Raw genomic sequence first — 18857 nt, 5'->3', positions numbered from 1 at the left:
GATCAGGGTTGGATTAACGGATCAATTCGCCCTGTTCCTCGTCGCCAAAGGGCACCCAGCCATCGGGGCTCAGCTTTTCGAGCGGATGATAGCGGGTCTTGTATTGCATCCGTTCCGCGCCTTCGACCCAATAGCCGAGATAGACGTACGGCAGGCCCGCCGCCCGAGCGCGCAGGATATGATCGAGAATGATGAAATTGCCTAGGCCGGGGCGGTTCGCCGCTTCCGCATTGTAGAAGCTGTAGACCATCGATAGCCCGTCCGACTGCTGATCGGTGATGCAAGCACCCACAAGTTCGCCCTGCGCACCGTAACCGGCCGGCAGGCGATATTCGACGACATGGCTGCGCACCGGCGTCTGTTCCACCATGTCGGCATAATCCATATCGTCCATTTCAGCCATGCCGCCGGTGGGATGCCGCTGTTTAAGGTAACGGCGCAGCAATTCGAACTGCTCGCCCGTCGACCAGGGACGGCAAGCACTGACCTGCAGATCCGAATTGCGCTTGATGATCTTTCGCTGCGTTGCGTTGGGAACGAACTGTTCGGTCAGGATGCGCACCGGGATGCACGCCTTGCAGTCGACACAACTGGGCCGATAGGCGACATTTTGGCTGCGACGAAAACCGATGCGCCCAAGCGCTTCGTTCAATTCACTGGCATGTGGTCCGTTCAACTCGGTGAAGACCTTGCGCTCCGTTTTGCCCGGCAGATAGGGGCAAGGCGCAGGATTCGTCACAAAGAAGCGCGGAAAGCGAACCGGAGCGCTCATGAGATTACGACCTTTTCCCTACTTGTTTATTGCTTATTGCTTGACCTATTTATGACAACTCATTTCGATAGTGAAAAGTCTGTTTACCATCAAAATGCGGTATGCGAAAAAACTATCCGGTGTCAGTTCAGTTCGACTCGCTCGACTTTGTAGCCCGCCACCTTCAGTCCATCTACAAGGCCCTGCAACTGCTCAGCGTCGCGCGCTTCGCATTCAATGTCGGTGATCAACCCCTTTGCGGGCAGCGTCGTAAAGATGCGTTGGTGATAGATTTCGATGATGTTGACATTATGCTCGTTGAACAGACGCATCACCTTGTAGAGCGCGCCGGGGCGATCCTGCAATGTGATGCGCAGCCGCGCCAGCCGGCCCGAACGGGCAAGGTCGCGCAGCAGCACATTGGCCAACAGGCGCGTGTCGATATTGCCGCCGCACAACACCACCCCAACATTCTTGCCGCGGAATTTTTCGGGATAGGCAAGGACAGCCGCAAGACCCGCCGCGCCCGCGCCTTCCACCACAGTCTTTTCGATCTGCAGCAATAGGCTGACCGAAGTTTCAAGCTGCGGCTCGGATACCAGGACGATATCGTCGACCAGACCCTTGATCACCTGTGACGTAAATGCGCCGGGTTCTTTTACGGCAATGCCTTCGGCAAGGGTATCGCCTTCGCATGGCAATTGTAGCCCGTTGAGCAGCGCATACATGGACGGATAGAGTTCCGCCTGAACGCCGATCAGTTCGATATCGGGGCGCAGGCCGCGCGCTGCGGTCCCCATACCCGACAGCAGGCCGCCGCCGCCGATCGGCACGACCAGCGTATCGATTTCGGGCGCTGCCTCCAGCATTTCTAGTGCAACGGTGCCTTGGCCCGCCGCGACCTTTGGATCGTCAAAGGGATGGACAAATGTCAGCCCCAGTTCCTTTTCCAGAAGACGGGCATGTTTGTAGGCGTCATCGAATTTTTCGCCTTCCAGCACTACTTTGCCGCCGACCGCCTCGGTCTGCATCACCTTTACCGTGGGGGTCGTCTTCGGCATCACGATTGTCACCGGGACGCCCAGCCGGGTACCATGATAGCTGAGGCCCTGCGCATGATTGCCCGCCGATGCTGCGATCACACCGCGTTTGCGCGCTTCTTCTGGCAGTTGGAGCAACGCGTTCAACGCGCCACGCTCCTTATAGGCTGCGGTGAATTGCAGGTTTTCAAACTTTAGAAAGATGTTTGCGCCGGTCAGATTTGACAGGGTCTGGCTATGCAGCGTCGGCGTTTCGATAATGGCATCGCGAATCCGGTCGTGCGCTGCACGGACGTCGGCAAGGGAAAGAAGTTCGCTGGGTGATTGATCGGCCATAGGTGTTTTAACCTATCCTATCTGGCGCAAGCTGAAAACAGAGATTAAGGCACGGTCATGGCAAGAATAGCTTTTATCGGCCTCGGGGTCATGGGCGGCCCGATCGCCCGGCACCTCGGCAAGGCCGGACATGAAATGACCGTTTACAATCGGTCGTCGGCAAAGGCGGACAAATGGGTCGGCGAGCATGGCGGTCGCAAGGCCGCTTCTCCGGCAGAGGCTGCAAAGGACGCCGACTTTGTCGTGAGCTGCGTTGGCACTGACGATGATCTGGCCAGCATCACGCTGGGCCGCGACGGCGTGTTTCAGGCGATGGCCAAGGGCAGCTGCTTCATCGATCACACCACCGTGTCAGCGCGGATTGCCCGTCAGCTTGCGGTTGAGGCTAAGGGCAGGGGCATTCATTGCGTCGACGCACCGGTCACTGGCGGTCAGGCCGGCGCCGAAAATGGCACGCTCGCCATCATGTGCGGTGGTACCGAGGCGGCGGTCGCTGCGGCGACGCCTATCATACACGCCTATTCGAAACGCATTGTCCATGTTGGCGGCCCGGGTGATGGGCAAACGGCGAAGATGGCGAACCAGATCTGTATCGCGGGCGTGCTGCAGGGGCTTTCCGAAGCAATGCATTTTGCACAATGCGCCGAACTCGATCTCGACAAGGTTTTCGACGCGATTTCGGGCGGTGCGGCGCAAAGCTGGCAGATGGATAATCGCTGGGCCACGATGGCGCGCGGCGAATTTGATTTCGGGTTTGCGGTTGACTGGATGCGCAAGGATCTGGGTCTGGCGATTGATGAGGCGCGCGCCAATGGCGCCAGCATTCCCATCGCCGCGATGACCGACCAATTTTATTCCGACATTCAATATATGGGCGGCGGCCGTCAGGATACGAGCGCGCTGGTCCGGAGGTTGCCGAAGCGATGATCAAGATGCGCTTTTTGCTTGCTGCTGCACTTGCTGTGCTGGCCGCTCCAGCTGCCATTGCCGACGGGCTGATCGAGAATGTGAACGGCATCACCCTCGATAAGGATGGCAAGGTGGTGCGCTTCACCGGGCTGCTGATCGGCCGTGACGGCAAGGTCAGCCAATTGCTGACATCCCGGGACAAGGCACCAAAGCAGCTTGATTTCCGCCATGACGGAAAAGGGCTGACGATGCTGCCCGGGCTGATCGACGCGCATGGCCATGTCATCGGGCTGGGTTTTGCGGCGCTGACGCTGGATTTGTCGGGCACCAATTCGCTGGAAGAGGCACAGGCCGCGATCCGCGGCTATGCCGCCAAATACCCCGACCGGCGCTGGATCATCGGGCGCGGCTGGAACCAAGAAAAATGGGGGCTAGGTCGTTTCCCGACCGCTGCAGATCTGGATACGGCAGTTGCCGACCGTCCGGTCTGGCTTGAACGGGTTGATGGTCATGCGGGCTGGGCCAACAGCCGCGCACTCGAAATCGCGGGCATTACTGCGGCGACGAAATCGCCCGCTGGCGGTCGCATTGAGATGGTCGATGGCAAGCCCAGCGGCATTTTCGTTGATATGGCAAGTGAGTTGGTGGCCAAGCATGTGCCCGCCCCCCGCCCAGTGGAGCGCGACCTTGCGCTTGCCGAAGCGCAGCAGGCGTTGCTGAAGGTCGGCGTCACTGCGATTGCCGATATGGGGACTACGGTTGCCGATTGGCAAAGCTATCGCCGCGCAGGAGATGAAGGCTGGCTTTCGGTTCGCATCTTTGGCTACGCGGCCGGGATAGACAATATGGTCGCGATTGCCGGCCCGCGCCCGACGCCCTGGCTTTATGATGACAAGCTGCGCCTTGGCGGCGTCAAACTCTATCTCGACGGCGCGCTGGGCAGCCGCGGGGCATGGCTGAAAAAGCCTTATGCCGATGCGCCGGGGCAGACAGGATTGCCGCTGCTGGTGCCAGCGGAATTGCGCAACATGATGGTGCGCGCGTCGATGGATGGGTTCCAGACAGCCGTGCATGCAATAGGTGATGCCGCCAATGCTGAGGCGATCGGCGCGGTCGAGGATCTGGCACCCACCTATACCGGCGACCGGCGCTGGCGCATCGAACATGCGCAAATCGTCGATCCGGCCGATCTGCCGCGGCTTGCGAAAAATGGTATCATCGCATCGATGCAGCCGGTCCACCAGATTTCCGACCGGCTTATGGCCGAAGCGCGACTGGGGCCCGACCGTCTGGCAGGGGCCTATGCTTGGAACTCAATCCTGAAGGCGGGCGGCAAGCTGGCCTTTGGTTCGGACGTGCCCGTGGAATCGCCCAATCCCTTTCATGGCATTGCCGCAGCAATCACCCGTGAAGACGCGAATGGCCAGCCCTTTGGCGGATGGATGGCGGTAGAGCGGGTAAGCCGCGAACAGGCGCTGGCTGGTTTTACAATCGATGCCGCTTATGCCGCCTTTGCAGAGGGCAGGCTGGGCTCGCTTTCACCCGGTTATCGGGCGGATTTCATTTTGGTTGATACTGATCCGTTGCTGGCATCACCTGCCCAGATCCGTGAAACGAAGGTTACCGAGGCGTGGGTTGGCGGGCGTCCAGTTTATACGGCGGGCCAGCCAGCACTTTAACATCCTGTTGCGCTTTTGCCGCAGTAGAATGTAAAAATCTGTCATTAAGTTGCAATTGCGTGGCCTAATTCTCACTTTTGGTTAGCTAAAAGCACCCAAACCAAAAAATGTGGGAGAAGATGATGTCTAAGCGACTGACTTTTACAAAAAGCCTATTTGCCCTCTCCTCTGCGTCGATAGCGTTGGCCATGCCGTCGCTTGCGATGGCGCAGGACGAAACTGCGGCGCAGGAAGGCGCTAGTGAAGAAACCCCCGAGATTGTTGTAACGGCGCAGGGCCGCTCGCAGCTTCTGTCCGATGTTCCCGTCGCGATTTCAGCTGTTAATGCAGAAACGCTGCAGAACAGCGGCGCCAACGACATTCGCCAGCTTAACCAGGTGGCACCCTCGCTTCTCGTGTCCTCGACCGGCAGCGAAGCCAATGGTTCGGCGCGTATCCGCGGCATCGGCACCGTGGGCGACAACCCGGGCCTTGAAAGCTCGGTTCCTGTATTCATCGACGGCGTTTACCGTTCGCGTTCGGGCATTGGCCTGAACGAACTTGGTGAAATCGACCGTGTTGAAGTTCAGCGTGGCCCTCAGGGCACACTCGGCGGCCGCAACTCGTCGGCCGGTCTGATCAGCATTTACTCGAAAAAGCCGGAATTCACTTTCGGTGGTTCGGGTGAACTGACCTATGGCAACTTTGATTTCATGCGCGCCGCATCGAGCATCACCGGCCCGATTTCGGAGCAGGTCGCCTTCCGCGTCGACGGCGTTTATGTAAAGCGTGACGGTTTTTACCGCGACGATACCAATGGCCGCGATGTCAACAATCGCGACCGTTATTTCTTGCGTGGCCAGCTGCTGTTTGAACCGAATGATGATCTGACGGTTCGCCTGATTGCAGACTATACCTCGCGCAAGGAAGAATGCTGCGCGGCGACTTACGTCGATCGCACAGTCAACCAATATATTGGCGATCTGAACAATCTGTCGTCGCCGCTTACCCCGCTGCAAACGACCGGCAACAACATCATCAACGTCCTGCGCGATCTGGGCCAGCCGCTGGCTGCGTTCAACCAGGGCTATGGCCGGCGTATTTCGGTCAGCCCCAATCGGGTGTTTACCGGTGAAACCAAGGACTATGGTTTCTCGGGCCAGATTGACTATAATCTTGGGGGCGCAACGCTGACCTCGATCACTGCCTACCGCGAATATCGTTCGGGTCAGGCGTCAGACACCGATTATGGTGAAGTCGACATCCTCTATCGCGCACCGAGCGACGATGCCTATCGTCAGTTCCACACGTTCACGCAGGAACTGCGCCTGCGGGGTGAGGCGTTTGATGGCAAGCTCGACTGGTTGATCGGCGGCTTTTATGCCAATGAGAAACTGACTGTTCAGGACAATCTGCGCTTTGGCAACCAATATGGTCGCTTTGCAAACTGCCGTATCGTTTCGGGTGGCGGCTTGGCGTTTGCCTATAGCCCAGCTTCGCAAAGCTGTATCAACCCCGCTTTGCGTCCGACAGTTACGGGCGCGCTGGGCGCTGCAGGTCCCATTATCGTGGCCGGGCTTGATCGCCTTGACACGCTGAACGATCGCGGGTCGACCATCGATCGTTATTTCCAGAATGGAACCAACTGGGCGCTGTTCACGCACAATATCGTGAACATCACCGACACCATCAACCTGACGTTGGGTCTTCGTTACACAAGCGACAAGAAGAAGTTTAACGCGCGCTTTGGTAACGACAACACGGTCTGCACCGCCAACCAAGCAGCATTGGCACCCTTGCTGACTACAGCAGCCGCCGCGACCGCAGGTGCGGTGATTGGCCTGTCGTGTCAGGGCAACTCGACCGCCGAACTGAACGGCGTTGCGATTCGCGACCAGCGGAGCGAGGACGAGTTCACCGGAACCGCGATCCTCAGCTGGAAGCCGATTGACGACCTGCTGCTCTATGGCAGCTATGCACGCGGTTACAAGGCGGGGGGTTTCAACCTCGACCGTTCGGCGCTAAAATCCCCGATCGCAACATTTGCATCGGTTGGCGGCGCTCAGGCTCTGGTTCGCAACCTGCAGTTCGACCCCGAAATGGTCGACAGCTATGAACTGGGTGCGAAATATTCGACCGGCCCGTTCAGCCTCAGCTTGTCGGCATTCCGTTCGGATTTCAGCAGTTTCCAGTTGAACACCTTCAACGGAACCGTGTTCCTGGTCCAGAACGTCAATGGTTGCGATAATCTGGTGGGTGGATCCAATGCCGATACCGACCTCAGCAATGCGACCGGCAGCTGCGCTCCGGGTGATGTCTCCTATGGTGTCCGCACCCAGGGCTTCGAACTCGAAGGTTCGCTTGTTCCGGCCCGCAACTTCCGCGTTGCTGCCGGTCTCACCTATGCCAGCACCAAATATCGCAATGATCTGATCGGCACTAATACCGGTGCACCGCTCGATCAGGCCTTGCGCAAGTTGCCGGGCGACAATCTGTCGAATGCGCCTGAACTGGTGGCGACGGGTTCGATGACCTGGACACCGGAAATCGGGGATAGCGGCCTTTCGGGTCTCTTCTACATCGATACCCGCATGACCAGCGACTATAACACAGGGTCGGATCTGTTCCCGCAAAAGGAACAGGACGGATTTGCCCTGTTCAACGCGCGTGTCGGTCTGCGTGGTCCGGATGAAGCATGGTCTGTCGAACTGTGGGGCCAGAACATCTTCAACAAGGCCTATGCACAGGTCGCGTTCAACGCGCCCTTCCAAGCGGGGACGACCGCGGCTCCCTATCTTGATCCGCAATATCCAGGCGGCCGGCAGATATTCTCGCACTTTCTGGCAGAGCCGCGCACCTACGGTATCACCGTCCGCGGCAAATTCTGATCGCGAACAATAGGTAAAAGAAAAGGCCCGCTTCGGCGGGCCTTTTTTGTTGCTTCAGGCTGGGATACTGAAATTGAGGAAGTCGGGCATCGGGCCATTCCAGTCGGTGCCGCCTTCATCCGGCTTTGACCTAGGTGCCTTCTCGCGCGGGGCGGGCACCGGTGCCGCAACCTTTTCAGGTCTGGGTTGCCTTTTCTCAGGCTTTTCGGCTTTTTCGGCCTCTTCGCCCTTGGCGCGGCCACCGCGTGAGGAACGACGCTCGGCCTCTTTCTTCGGTGTCGCTTCACGCTCTTCTTTGGGTGCAGAAACCTTGCCCAACCGCTCGATCTTCAGGCCGATCAGCTTCTCGATATTATCGATTGCTTCTTCATCAGCCTTGGTGACGAAGGTGAAGGCCTTGCCCTTTGCACCCGCACGGCCTGTGCGGCCAATGCGGTGGACATAATCGTCGGGATGCCAAGGGGCGTCAAAGTTGAACACATGGCTGACACCCTTGATGTCCAGCCCGCGCGCGGCAACGTCGGATGCAACCAGCAGGTTGATCTCGCCGGTCTTGAACGCTTCCAGTTCGCGCTGGCGCGCTGCCTGATCGATATCGCCATGAATCTCGCCCGAACGGAAACCATGGCGCTTCAGGCTCTTGTTCAATTCGCGAACCGTAGTCTTGCGGTTGCAGAAGATGATGCCTGTCGACACATCCTCGCTGCGGATCAGATCGCGCAACACTTCGCGCTTTTTCATCGGCGCGACGTCGACCAGTTTCTGTTCGATATTGATGTTCGCTGTCGCGGGCCTGGCCACCTCGATATATTTCGGGTTGGACAGAAATTTGTCGGACAGTTTCTTGATTGGCGGCGGCATGGTAGCCGAAAACAGCAGCGTCTGCCGGTTGGTCGGCAATTTGGTACAGATATTCTCGATGTCAGGGATGAAGCCCATGTCGAGCATCCGGTCGGCTTCGTCGATGACGAGCAATTCGCAGCCGTTGAGAAGAATATTGCCGCGTTCGAAAAGGTCCATCAATCGACCCGGCGTCGCGATCAGCACGTCAACGCCCTTTTCCAGCGCCTTGATCTGGTCGCCCATCGAAACGCCGCCGATCAGCAGCGCCATCGACAGCTTGTGGTTCACACCATATTTTTCGAAATTCTCCGCAACCTGTGCGGCGAGTTCGCGGGTCGGTTCAAGGATCAGGCTGCGCGGCATACGCGCGCGTCCGCGGCCATGCGCCAAAATGTCGATCATCGGCAGCACGAAGGATGCAGTCTTTCCGGTGCCTGTCTGGGCGATGCCGATAATATCGCGCATCATCAGAACGGAAGGGATTGCCTGCGCCTGGATCGGCGTTGGAGTATCGTAACCGGCGGCAATAACCGCGCTCAAAAGTTCATCGGAAAGGCCGAGGTCGGCAAATGACATATATAAGAAAATCCGGATGGGGACGACGAACAGGCGCTACGCCCGCGCGTCCGGTTCGAGCCGTTACGCCCAACGGGTGTAAAATGTCAAGGAAATAGGGCTGTCTTACTCGGGTACCAGTAGACGGAACTTGTCGATTTCGCATTTGGCACCGGTGCGGGCATGCAGGATATCGCGATCGACGCACAAACGGCCATCGCTTGATCGTTCGACATAGGCACCCGCGTAAAACTCTCGCGCAAGGCAACCATCACCCAGATAGGCACGGATCAACTGCCGTTCGCGGGTAACCAGTTCGAGTGAGTTCTTTGGCCCCGGCCGTGAAGCGATCAGCCGGTCCATCATCAGGCAGCGGCCGATTTTTTCCTCATTATAAATCAACGCCTTGCGGGGGTCGGCACGACCGGCAGGCGGTGATACGGGCTGGTTCGGGAAACGAATGATGATGCGCTGTTCGACCCGCATCTGGAAATTGCGAATATCGTGCCACAGCGTATTGAGGGCAGGCAATATCTCGCCCGACGCGCGGGCAGAAACGCCGAAGGCCAAGGTCAATCCGGCAATGACTATCAGCAAAAGGCGCAATGTCGGATCCCGGCCAGTGTTCTTAGTTCGCGGCGGTGGACCGTAACGGTTGAACAGAGCATTAATTGCGCCCTATGGAGCAGTCCGGCTTTAGTCAATTCACTCGTCGACAGGAGGCGTAAAAATGGCCCTCGAACAGGCTCTGGAGGCATTTCGCGTCTTGCTCGGCCCAAAAGGCTTTACGTCGGATGCAGATGCGATCGCTCCTTGGACGACCGACTGGCGGGGCCGGTTTCGTGGTAATGCCGCGGCAATCCTGTCGCCAGCCACCACAGCGGAGGTCGTTGGCGTGGTGGCAATTGCGGCGCAATATCGAGTGCCGCTGGTGCCGCAGGGCGGAAATAGCGGGATGGTGGCTGGCGCAACGCCTGACGGCAGCGGGCAGAGTTGCCTTTTGTCGTTGCGTCGTTTGAACGACATTGAACAGATCGACCGTGATGGCATGCTAGTCAGTTGCGGGGCGGGGGTTATCCTGCAAAACCTGCATGACGCGGTGGCGGCCCATGGCCTGCGCTTTCCGCTGACGCTGGGCGGCAAGGGATCGGCAACGGTTGGCGGACTGGTTTCAACCAATGCAGGTGGAACGCAGGTATTGCGGCACGGCGCGATGCGCAATCTTGTGGCTGGTGTCGAGGCTGTGTTGCCCGACGGTTCGGTGTTTGACGGGATGGCACCGCTGAAGAAAGACAATCGCGGCTATGACCTCAAACATTTGCTGATTGGCGCCGAAGGCACGATCGGAATTGTCACCCGTGCCTCGTTAAGGCTGGTGCCGGCATTGCTCGAACGCAGCGTCAGTTGGGCCGCAGTGGCGCAACCCGATGATGCCTACAGACTGTTGCTGGCGGCGCAGGCGCGTTGTCAGTCGATGCTTGAAGGATTCGAGATATTGCCGGATACGGCGCTGGGCCATGTCTTGCAGCATATTCCCGGCACGCGCCGCCCGATCGACGGCGGCAATGGTGGCTGGCATGTGTTGATCGAGCTCGTCCGGGATCGCGATGATCAGGCTTCGCCCGCAATGTTGGCGGAGGAGTTTCTGGCGCAGCAGATGGAGGCCGGTCTCGTTCAGGACGCTGTGATTGCATCTAGCGAGGCGCAGGCCGACGCTTTCTGGAAAATCCGCGATTCGATTGCAGAGGCGGAACGGGCAGAGGGCCCCGCGCTGCAGCATGATATCAGCGTGCCGGTGGCGGATATGGCGCGCTTCATCGAACGTGAATCCCCTGATCTCGAGGCGCGCTATCCCGGAACGCAGGTGGTCGCATTTGGCCACCTCGGCGATGGTAATGTCCATTTCCACGTTAAGGCTCCGAAGGGAGTGACCGCAGACCAATGGTATGGCGAACAGGCAGAACAGATCAGCAGCGATGTTTATGACAGGGTGACGGCCTATGGCGGGTCGATTTCGGCCGAACATGGCATTGGTCAGGCAAAGCTGGCGGAATTTGGCCGATTGTCTGATCCCGCGAGGCTGTTCGCCTTGCGATCGATCAAGCAGGCGCTCGATCCGCTATGCATCATGAACCCGGGCAAACTCGTTCCTCTTGCCAGCGACCGCTCTGCCGCCTAAAGCCGCGCGCAACTTAAGTGACGAATCTATAGACCGGAGTTTTTCTCGATGGCTACTCAGCCCGCGCCGCAAGGCCTTCCGCTTTTCTACAATGACCTGCTGCCGCTCAACAGTGGAGAGCATGGCAAGCTGAAGAGCCGCCCGATTGAAAATGCCAATTTCGTGGTCAATCAGCACGCAATTCCGCTGACAGTTGAGGAATTTGTCAGCGCCAGCCGGAATTTCCCGATCGTCTTTTCGGCAGGCGACAATCCGGTGCCGCTTGCGCTGATGGGCATGAATGAAGGCGTCAACGTGTTCATGGACGATGAAGGCAAGTTCACGCTGCCTGTCTATCTGCCAGCCTATATCCGCCGCTATCCGTTCATGCTGGCCCGGCTTCGTCCGGACAGCGACGAACTGACCCTCTGCTTTGATCCGACTTCAGATGCGCTCGGCGAATTCGAGGAAGGCAATGCGCTCTTCGACGGCACCGAGGCGACCGATACCACCAAGGATATCCTGAAATTCTGCGAAGATTTCGAACAGGCGGGTGCGCGTACCCAGGCATTTGTCGATGAACTGAAGAAATATGAGCTGCTGATGGACGGCGAAGTTGCAATCCAACAGGATGGCCGGGAAGCGCCCTATATCTATCGCGGTTTCCAGATGGTGAATGAAGAAAAGCTGCGCGATATGCGTGGCGACCAGCTTCGCGCCATGAACCAGAACGGCATGTTGCCGCTGATCTATGCGCATCTTTTCTCACTGAACCTGGTTCGCGAGGTATTTGCAATGCAGGCCCAGCAAGGTAAAGTCCCCGAGGGGACGGAGCCTGTGCTCGCTTGATCTGCGATGGCGGCTCCCCGGTGAAGGAGGGCCGCCATGACTGCAAAATATAGCAAAATCGCAATATTATTCCATTGGTTGATCGCTATTTTGGTGGTCGCTAACTTTGTGCTGGCAAGCATGGCCGAAGATCTGTCGAGGGCCGAAGGGGCAGGTCTGATGGCATCGCACAAGGCGATCGGCGTCTCTATTCTGACGCTGTCTTTCCTGCGCCTGTTCTGGCGATTGGGGCATAAACCGCCGCCGTTGCCGCAGGCAGTGACCGCATGGCAGGCCATGATCGGACGCACGGTCCACATCATTTTCTATGTGCTGATAATTGCGGTGCCGCTTTCGGGCTGGTTGCTCGCCTCTGCGCATCCCAAGGCCCCGCCGGTCGAGTTTTTCGGATTGTTCGATATCACGCTTCCGATCAGCAAGAGCGAGGCGCTGGCCGAGATTGGCTATGAAGCGCATGAAGTGCTTACAAAGCCGCTGTTCGTGCTGATCCTGTTGCATGTTGCAGGCGCGCTGAAGCACCAGTTTATAGACAGATTGCCGTTCCTGCAGCGCATGTGGCCCTGAAAGCGCGTGCGACGATTGATGGGTTAATCGCGCTGGCTGACATTGAAAAATACAATTGAGCTATTGATTTGACGGAAGATCCGGCCCATCTTTGGTGAAGAGCGGACATCTCCCCTCCCTTGTCTGCTCTATCGGCGCTGCAGGTCAGCGCCACCTCCCTGAACCTTGGCCACCCCGGAGAAATCCGGGGTGGTTTTTTCTTGTTTGCAGGGAAGTGCGTGCAGGCGTTACTCCGCTGCGACAGGCAGGGAAGCGCCGCGTGCCTGTTCGATGAGCAGAAACAAAAGCTCAGCGATCATTGCTGCAACATCGCCGATGTCGGCTGAAGGTTCGCGCAGGTCGGCATCAAGGTAAAGTCGGCGATCAACCTCGATCTGGAGCGCGTGGATATTCCGTTTCTGCGCGCCATGGCGCCGCAATATGTAGTCGCCGGGATAGGGATGGTTCAGCGCGACACGAACTCCCAAATGACTCAGTCGCGCGGCCAGCAGTTCCGAATAGACCGAAGCCGCGCTTTGCCCGAATCGGTCGCCGATTACGATCTGCGGCTGCATTTCGCCCTCTGCGCCTAGTGGCGGCATGCTGTGTAAGTCGACAAGGATCGCGACACCATGGCGCGCGACGATTTGCGACAGCAGTTGTTCCAGCAGGTCGTGATAGGGCGCGTGGTAACTGCCAATGCGATGGTCGATATCTTCGCGCCGCAACTGCCGTTTCCAGATGTCACCATATTGCATCAGCCGCCGGGGGATCAAACCGAGCCCGCCGCGCATCTTCGCGCTGCCCAGGCTGTTGGCAAAACCGCCTTCGACCATCGCTGGGTCGACATCTCGGCTGTCGCGGTTGAGATCAATCCAGGCCCTCGCATAATGGGCGACCAGTGTCGGCAGTCCCGCTTTGATCGCTGTAGCCGCCAACCGGTCGGCATAGCGATCTTCAAGCCGCACCAACTGGGCGGGATCGAGTCGCAAATTGCCCGTTAGATCTAGCGGGTAGATGCGCCCCGCATGCGGCACAGAGACCAGGACAGGAAATTGCAGGTCATCGCAATTGAAAGCAGAAAAGCCATTTTCGGCAGGCATTTTCGCTTTTTCTGTAGGTTTCGTCGCCGACATTCGTCGTCGTTAGGGCGAAAATCGGAAAAATGAATGCAATTTTTTAAGTCTCTGCTGTTAACAGTGCAGCTACAGGGACCGCAGCCGGAAACGGCATCAAGACGAGATTTATTATGATTCGGATTCTGCTTGCCGAAGATGAACAGGCAATGCGCGAATATCTGGCACGTGCGTTGGAAAAATCAGGCTATGAAGTGGTTGCTGTCGATCGTGGGACAGAGGCTGTCCCCTTGCTTGAACAGCAGCAGTTCGATCTGTTGCTGACCGATATTGTCATGCCGGAGATGGACGGTATCGAACTGGCGCGGCATTGCAGCAAGGTGTCTCCGTCGACCGAAGTGATGTTCATCACCGGTTTTTCCGGCGTTGCGCTGCGTGCAGGAAAATCCATGCCACAGGCGAAAATCCTTTCGAAACCCTTTCATCTGAAAGACCTCGTGCTCGAGGTCGAACGGTTGTTCAACAAGGAAGCTGCATCAGGCCAGATCTGACCGTGCAGATTGGGGCTTGATGGGAATCGCTTCCCCCGCTAGATGGCCCGCAGCGTGGGCGTATAGCTCAGTGGTAGAGCACTGTGTTGACATCGCAGGGGTCGCAAGTTCAATCCTTGCTACGCCCACCATTTTCCCCTTCGATGTCTTTCCAGAAATGGCTTGGTGCAGTGCCATACCAGCGTTTGGCAGCGCGCGTGAACGCGCTTAGCTCGCCATAGCCCAGCAATTCGGCAATTTCCCCAAATGACCTGTGGCCCTCGATGCGATAAAGATCGCACAGGTCCATGCGGGCTTGATCGAGCAGATTGCGAAACGGCCTGCCTTCAGCGTCAAGTTTCCGGCGGAGCGTCCGCTCCGACAGGTCGAGAAAGCGGGAGATACGCTGCAATGTGACCGGCGATTTGTTCAATTCGGTATAGATATGGAAATAGGTTAGGGCGGAAACGCGCTGGCCTGCATCGAACCATAGCATTGGTGCCGCCTGCCGTCCCTGAACGGCGGCCGTCAGTTTTGCATGCGCCATGGGATTAGGCGCTGACATTTGCGCTGTGGAAAATTCTACTTCAGTGAAGGCCGCGCCGAAGACGACGGGACAACCCAGCATGCGGCTATATTCGGCGGCATCGAACCGCGGCCGGTGTTGCAGCGAAACTGACAGCATCCGGGTGTCGTCCCACCACAACTCGCGGGCGAGCCGCACGTAGGTCGATACCGAAAATTCGATCAGCGCAGCCAGTTCCTGCGGATCATGTTCGAGCAGGTTCCAGCGGAGACTGGTGCGGTGGTCGGATTGCATGAGCGAGACACGATAGAGGTTCTGGCGCAGTGTCTGCATATGGATGTTGGCGTCGAACACATCGGTCGCGGTCGGAAGGAAGCGAGTCGCATAGCCGATGTCGGAAAAACAGCGCGGGCGTGAATCGCGTCCTATTTTCATGGCGATCAGCGGGTCGGTCAATTCCCGTTCGACAGCCTGGAACAGCCGTACAAGTAAGCTGCCTGGAAGCCGGCTTAACTGGTTGCGGCTATTCATCTCGCCAATGCCGACGGCGTCCAATAAGGCCGGGCGCCGTGCGCCGCGGGACTCCGCTGAAGCTAGGATTCTGGCGATCAAATTGACCGACGCTGTATTGGGCGGGAGAGCGATATCGGCCGCAATCAACCGATCCACCCAGGAAAATTGTTCGGTCACTCCCATTTCCGCAATTCAACCATCGCGTGCGGGGATATGCAACCCTCTCTTGCAGCCATGGATAGTGCCGGATATGCGCAAAGGCATGAATCTCGCTCAATTATTGTCAGACATCCAGCCCGGTGCCGACACGCACCGCATCACAATTCCGTCGACTTGGCATCAAGGCAGGACGGCCTATGGCGGTTTGAGTAGTGCACTTGCCTATCAGGCGGCAAAATCTGTTGCCCCCGATCTACCGCCCTTGCTAACCGCGCAGATCGCCTTTTCCGGCCCGCTATCGGGGGAGGTCGAGATTTCGTCACAGATATTGCGGCGCGGCCGCAACAGCGCTTTTGTGAAGAGCGAGATCGCGATTGGCGACGAGATTGGTCTCAGTTGCACCTTTGTGTTCATGGCGCGCCGCGAAAGTCACGTCGATTTTGAAGGCCTGCCACGCCCCGAGTTTCCGACAATCCCCGAAGACGGCCAGACACGCAGCGGCCCGCCGGAATTTTTCACCCATAATATGGACTATCCGGACAAACGGCTGGTGCTGGGTGAAGGCAAGCCCCGGCTGGCCAATTGGCACCGGCTGAAAGAGCGAGACGGGCTGGATCCTGTCGCTGATCTTTTGTGCATGGGCGATGCGCTTCCGCCTTCGACCATGGGCCTGATGAAGAAAGAGGGGATGATCAGTTCGATCAACTGGCAGGTCAATTTCCTCACCGATGTGCCCGAAACCGACAATGGCTGGTGGTTCCTTGAAAGCGAGACGCATCATGCCGTTCACGGTGCAAGCAGCCAGTATATGACCGTTTGGAACAGTCGTGGCGAGCCGATGATGACGGGCATGCAGGCCGTCGCGCTTTTCGTTTAGCCTAGCGCCAGATAGCGGCGTTCTGCCTTTGCGATATAATCGCGGGTCAGGGGCAGCGAGCGGCGGTCGCGGGTCAATTGATATTGGTGGTTGCACATGCCGCCCGATTCAAACGCTGCGGCCGCACCGGCAAGATAGAATGTCCACATGCGGTAAAAGCGTTCGTCCATCATTGCGATGATCGCGTCCCGCCGCATCTGCACCCGGCTATACCAGGCGCGCAGCGTCAGCGCATAATGCAGGCGCAACGTTTCGATATCGGTCGCAATCAACCTTGCCTTTTCACTGGCGGCGAGCGTTTCGGAAAGCGCGGGGATATAGCCGCCGGGGAAGATATGCTTTCGGGTGAAGGCGTCGGTGGCGCCTGGACTTCCCATCCGCCCGATCGTGTGCAGCAGCATTACGCCATCATCCTTCATCAACGAAGCTGCAGCGCGGAAAAAGCGGTCGAACTGCGGCACTCCGACATGCTCAAACATGCCTACGGATACGATCCGGTCGAAATAGCCCGGAGCCCTCTGCGCAAGCACACGATAGTCCATCAGTTCAAAACGCACCTTGTCCGCAACCCCAGCTGCAGCGGCGCGTTCGCGCGCTACTTTAAGCTGTTCTGCGCTGAGGGTGATGCCCAGCACTTCGACCCGCGCGACACGGTGCAGATAGAGCGCCATGCCGCCCCAGCCGCAGCCAATGTCGAGCAGATTCTGCCCCGGACGTAGCGCCAGTTTCGCCGCGATATGGGCCTTTTTTGCAAGCTGCGCCTGTTCAAGCGTCATCGTACTGCGCGCCGCGCCGCCTTCTTCCGCAACCGCATCGGGCCAGTAGGCGCAGCTATATTGCATGTCTGGATCAAGCCACAGGCGGTAGAAATCATTGGAAAGATCATAATGATGGGCAACATTGGCGCGCGAACGGGCGAGGTTGTTCAGTTGTCGCAGCGGCCGGACCAACTGGTCGCCGAGCCGCTTGATTGCAGATGGATCGCCGATTTCTCCGCCCTTTTCCCAAGGGTTGTTGCGCCGGACTAACTCGACCAGCCCCATGATATCATCGCCATCAACCGAGACGGAGCCATCCATATAGGCCTCTCCCAAGCCGAGGCGCGGATTTAGCAAGATGCGCCGCTCTGCATTGGCAGTGTGGAGACGCAGGGTGATTTCCGGCCAGCCGGATGCAGGCGTGCCGAATTGACGGATGTCGCCGCGATGATCGATAATGGTCAGCTGGCCATGTGAAACGCGGCCGTCAAGCAAGCGGGCGAGAAGAGTCATGCGGCACTCCGTCAAGCAGTGTGACGCCCCCATTCAGATAAGAGCCCAGCCTGTCGGGAAAAGCAACCTATCCCGGGGGGTTATCCCAATGCCGCCTGTTTTTCCTCGGCCAGCCGGTCGAGTTCTGCCCGGCTCTTTTTCTCAGCCGCCGACTTCAACTGCCCGCATGCGGCCATGATGTCGCGCCCGCGCGGGGTGCGCACCGGCGCGCTGATTCCATGTTCAAAGATGATGTTGCTGAACGTGCGGATCCGATCTGGCGAAGAGCATTCATAAGGCGCACCGGGCCAGGGATTGAACGGGATCAGATTGACCTTTGCAGGCAATTTATAGTGCTTGATCAGGCGCACCAGTTCGCGGGCATCCTCGTCGCTGTCATTCTTATCCTTCAGCATCACATATTCAAACGTGATGCGGCGCGCATTGTTTGCTCCGGGATAATCGGCGCAGGCCTGCAGTAATTCCTCAATGCCATATTTGCGGTTGAGGGGAACGATCTCGTCACGAATATCTTTGGTAACGGCATGCAATGACACCGCTAGATTGACGCCGATTTCCTCTCCTGCGCGCTCCATCATCGGCACCACGCCGCTGGTCGATAGGGTAATTCGCCGTTTCGACAGCGCTAGGCCATCGCCGTGCATCACGACTTTCAAGGCATCGCGCACATTGTCAAAATTGTAGAGCGGCTCGCCCATTCCCATCATCACAATGTTGGTCAGCATCCGTCCGTCAGATGTGTAATGGCCAGAAGAATAATGAGGGGCGTCGTCATCCTCTTCCTCGCTCACACTCGCCATATTGCCGCGCGGCCATTCGCCAAGCGCGTCGCGGGCGAGCATCACCTGGCCGACAATTTCACCGGGGGTTAGATTGCGTACCAGCCGCATTGTGCCGGTGTGGCAGAAACGGCAGTTCAGCGTGCAACCTACCTGTGACGATACGCACAATGTCCCTCGGTCTGCATCAGGGATGAAGACCATTTCATAATCTTGCGCATCGTCGGTGCGCAGCAGCCATTTGCGGGTGCCATCGCTCGATACCTGCGCCTCGATCACTTGCGGACGGCCGATCACGAAGCGCTGTGCCAACCATGGGCGCATAGGCTTTGCGATATCCGTCATCGCTTCGAATTCAGTTACGCCGCGGTGATAGATCCAGTGAAATACCTGTTTCGACCTTAGCTTTGCAGCCTTTTCATCAAGCTGGCTTTCAAGGAAAAGCTGCCGGATCTGCAGGTGTGACAAGCCAATAAGGTCGATGCGACCATCGGCGCGCGGTGTAATTGTGCGCGGGGTGACAACGGGATCGATATGGCCGGGGATTTGCATGATGGGCGGCCATATAAGGCCGTGAACCGTGAAAAGCGAGTCCC

The 18857-nt window shown here is 58.0% G+C and carries 16 protein-coding genes and 1 tRNA gene; 9 read left to right on the top strand and 8 right to left on the bottom strand.

Features of this window, described 5'->3' with window-relative positions; all coding sequences use genetic code 11:
* Positions 1-13 precede the first annotated feature (13 nt).
* Positions 14-772: an arginyltransferase gene (locus RSE16_00355; GenBank protein WRH75965.1), complete on the bottom strand. Its 759-nt coding sequence runs from the start codon at positions 770-772 to the stop codon at positions 14-16.
* Positions 773-894: 122 nt separating this feature from the next.
* Entirely contained in the window at positions 895-2127 is a 1233-nt protein-coding gene (locus RSE16_00350; protein ID WRH75964.1) for a threonine ammonia-lyase, read from the bottom strand.
* 57 nt (positions 2128-2184) lie between these two features.
* Here RSE16_00350 and RSE16_00345 point away from each other — a divergent pair, with 57 nt between their 5' ends.
* From RSE16_00345 to RSE16_00335, 3 genes are all read left to right on the top strand, one after another.
* Positions 2185-3054: an NAD(P)-dependent oxidoreductase gene (locus tag RSE16_00345; protein ID WRH75963.1), complete on the top strand. Its 870-nt coding sequence runs from the start codon at positions 2185-2187 to the stop codon at positions 3052-3054.
* Between the two features lie 5 nt (positions 3055-3059).
* A complete protein-coding gene (locus tag RSE16_00340) occupies positions 3060-4715 on the top strand; it encodes an amidohydrolase family protein (protein ID WRH77377.1) in 1656 nt (551 codons plus the stop codon).
* 122 nt (positions 4716-4837) lie between these two features.
* Entirely contained in the window at positions 4838-7582 is a 2745-nt protein-coding gene (locus RSE16_00335) for a TonB-dependent receptor (GenBank protein WRH77376.1), read from the top strand.
* A gap of 54 nt (positions 7583-7636) precedes the next feature.
* Here RSE16_00335 and RSE16_00330 read toward each other — a convergent pair whose 3' ends face one another.
* Both RSE16_00330 and RSE16_00325 read right to left on the bottom strand, forming a co-directional pair.
* Positions 7637-9001: a DEAD/DEAH box helicase gene (locus tag RSE16_00330; GenBank protein ID WRH75962.1), complete on the bottom strand. Its 1365-nt coding sequence runs from the start codon at positions 8999-9001 to the stop codon at positions 7637-7639.
* Positions 9002-9106: 105 nt separating this feature from the next.
* Complete coding sequence (locus RSE16_00325; GenBank protein WRH75961.1) at positions 9107-9586, bottom strand: hypothetical protein; 480 nt, start codon at positions 9584-9586, stop codon at positions 9107-9109.
* 124 nt (positions 9587-9710) lie between these two features.
* Between RSE16_00325 and RSE16_00320 the strand changes: the two genes are divergently transcribed.
* The 3 genes from RSE16_00320 to RSE16_00310 are packed head-to-tail and all read left to right on the top strand — an operon-like array spanning position 9711 to position 12551.
* Complete coding sequence (locus RSE16_00320) at positions 9711-11159, top strand: FAD-binding oxidoreductase (GenBank protein WRH75960.1); 1449 nt, start codon at positions 9711-9713, stop codon at positions 11157-11159.
* 48 nt (positions 11160-11207) lie between these two features.
* Positions 11208-11987, top strand: a complete 780-nt coding sequence (locus tag RSE16_00315; GenBank protein WRH75959.1) for a SapC family protein — start codon at positions 11208-11210, stop codon at positions 11985-11987.
* 36 nt (positions 11988-12023) lie between these two features.
* Positions 12024-12551, top strand: a complete 528-nt coding sequence (locus tag RSE16_00310) for a cytochrome b (GenBank protein ID WRH75958.1) — start codon at positions 12024-12026, stop codon at positions 12549-12551.
* Positions 12552-12778: 227 nt separating this feature from the next.
* Here the strand turns inward: RSE16_00310 and RSE16_00305 are convergent, their stop codons facing one another.
* Positions 12779-13633 carry an N-formylglutamate amidohydrolase gene (locus RSE16_00305; protein WRH75957.1) on the bottom strand — a complete coding sequence of 285 codons (855 nt, stop codon included), beginning with the start codon at positions 13631-13633 and terminating at the stop codon, positions 12779-12781.
* Between the two features lie 146 nt (positions 13634-13779).
* Between RSE16_00305 and RSE16_00300 the strand changes: the two genes are divergently transcribed.
* Positions 13780-14157 (top strand): response regulator, encoded by a 378-nt coding sequence (locus tag RSE16_00300; GenBank protein WRH75956.1) that lies wholly within the window; start codon positions 13780-13782, stop codon positions 14155-14157.
* A gap of 56 nt (positions 14158-14213) precedes the next feature.
* Positions 14214-14288: transfer RNA gene (locus RSE16_00295), tRNA-Val, on the top strand.
* Here RSE16_00295 and RSE16_00290 read toward each other — a convergent pair.
* The gene (locus RSE16_00290; GenBank protein ID WRH75955.1) at positions 14267-15352 is read right to left on the bottom strand and encodes an AraC family transcriptional regulator ligand-binding domain-containing protein; all 1086 of its coding nucleotides are present in this window, start codon (positions 15350-15352) and stop codon (positions 14267-14269) included. The genes RSE16_00295 and RSE16_00290 overlap by 22 nt on opposite strands.
* A gap of 73 nt (positions 15353-15425) precedes the next feature.
* On the opposite strand from RSE16_00290, the gene RSE16_00285 reads away from it, so the two are divergent.
* Positions 15426-16211 carry a thioesterase family protein gene (locus RSE16_00285; GenBank protein WRH75954.1) on the top strand — a complete coding sequence of 262 codons (786 nt, stop codon included), beginning with the start codon at positions 15426-15428 and terminating at the stop codon, positions 16209-16211.
* Here the strand turns inward: RSE16_00285 and RSE16_00280 are convergent.
* Together RSE16_00280 and rlmN are read right to left on the bottom strand one after the other, a co-directional pair.
* Positions 16208-17482: a cyclopropane-fatty-acyl-phospholipid synthase family protein gene (locus RSE16_00280; protein ID WRH75953.1), complete on the bottom strand. Its 1275-nt coding sequence runs from the start codon at positions 17480-17482 to the stop codon at positions 16208-16210. The two genes, RSE16_00285 and RSE16_00280, sit on opposite strands and share 4 nt — an antisense overlap.
* An 80-nt stretch (positions 17483-17562) precedes the next feature.
* Complete coding sequence (gene rlmN, locus RSE16_00275) at positions 17563-18813, bottom strand: 23S rRNA (adenine(2503)-C(2))-methyltransferase RlmN (protein ID WRH75952.1); 1251 nt, start codon at positions 18811-18813, stop codon at positions 17563-17565.
* Positions 18814-18857: the final 44 nt, after the last annotated feature.

This window comes from Sphingobium sp. (genome assembly GCA_035196065.1).
In the GTDB taxonomy this organism is placed as follows: domain Bacteria; phylum Pseudomonadota; class Alphaproteobacteria; order Sphingomonadales; family Sphingomonadaceae; genus Sphingorhabdus_B; species Sphingorhabdus_B rara.
This window is presented reverse-complemented; position numbering and strand designations above follow the sequence as displayed.

Coding starts and splice junctions, on each gene's coding strand:
- RSE16_00315 (WRH75959.1), top strand. CDS start 11,208: ATGGCTACTCAGCCCGCGCCGCAAGGCCTTCCGCTTTTCTACAATGAC.
- RSE16_00345 (WRH75963.1), top strand. CDS start 2,185: ATGGCAAGAATAGCTTTTATCGGCCTCGGGGTCATGGGCGGCCCGATC.
- rlmN (WRH75952.1), bottom strand. CDS start 18,813: ATGCAAATCCCCGGCCATATCGATCCCGTTGTCACCCCGCGCACAATT.
- RSE16_00305 (WRH75957.1), bottom strand. CDS start 13,633: ATGCCTGCCGAAAATGGCTTTTCTGCTTTCAATTGCGATGACCTGCAA.
- RSE16_00350 (WRH75964.1), bottom strand. CDS start 2,127: ATGGCCGATCAATCACCCAGCGAACTTCTTTCCCTTGCCGACGTCCGT.
- RSE16_00330 (WRH75962.1), bottom strand. CDS start 9,001: ATGTCATTTGCCGACCTCGGCCTTTCCGATGAACTTTTGAGCGCGGTT.
- RSE16_00300 (WRH75956.1), top strand. CDS start 13,780: ATGATTCGGATTCTGCTTGCCGAAGATGAACAGGCAATGCGCGAATAT.
- RSE16_00320 (WRH75960.1), top strand. CDS start 9,711: ATGGCCCTCGAACAGGCTCTGGAGGCATTTCGCGTCTTGCTCGGCCCA.
- RSE16_00310 (WRH75958.1), top strand. CDS start 12,024: ATGACTGCAAAATATAGCAAAATCGCAATATTATTCCATTGGTTGATC.
- RSE16_00285 (WRH75954.1), top strand. CDS start 15,426: ATGCGCAAAGGCATGAATCTCGCTCAATTATTGTCAGACATCCAGCCC.
- RSE16_00340 (WRH77377.1), top strand. CDS start 3,060: ATGCGCTTTTTGCTTGCTGCTGCACTTGCTGTGCTGGCCGCTCCAGCT.
- RSE16_00355 (WRH75965.1), bottom strand. CDS start 772: ATGAGCGCTCCGGTTCGCTTTCCGCGCTTCTTTGTGACGAATCCTGCG.
- RSE16_00280 (WRH75953.1), bottom strand. CDS start 17,482: ATGACTCTTCTCGCCCGCTTGCTTGACGGCCGCGTTTCACATGGCCAG.
- RSE16_00335 (WRH77376.1), top strand. CDS start 4,838: ATGTCTAAGCGACTGACTTTTACAAAAAGCCTATTTGCCCTCTCCTCT.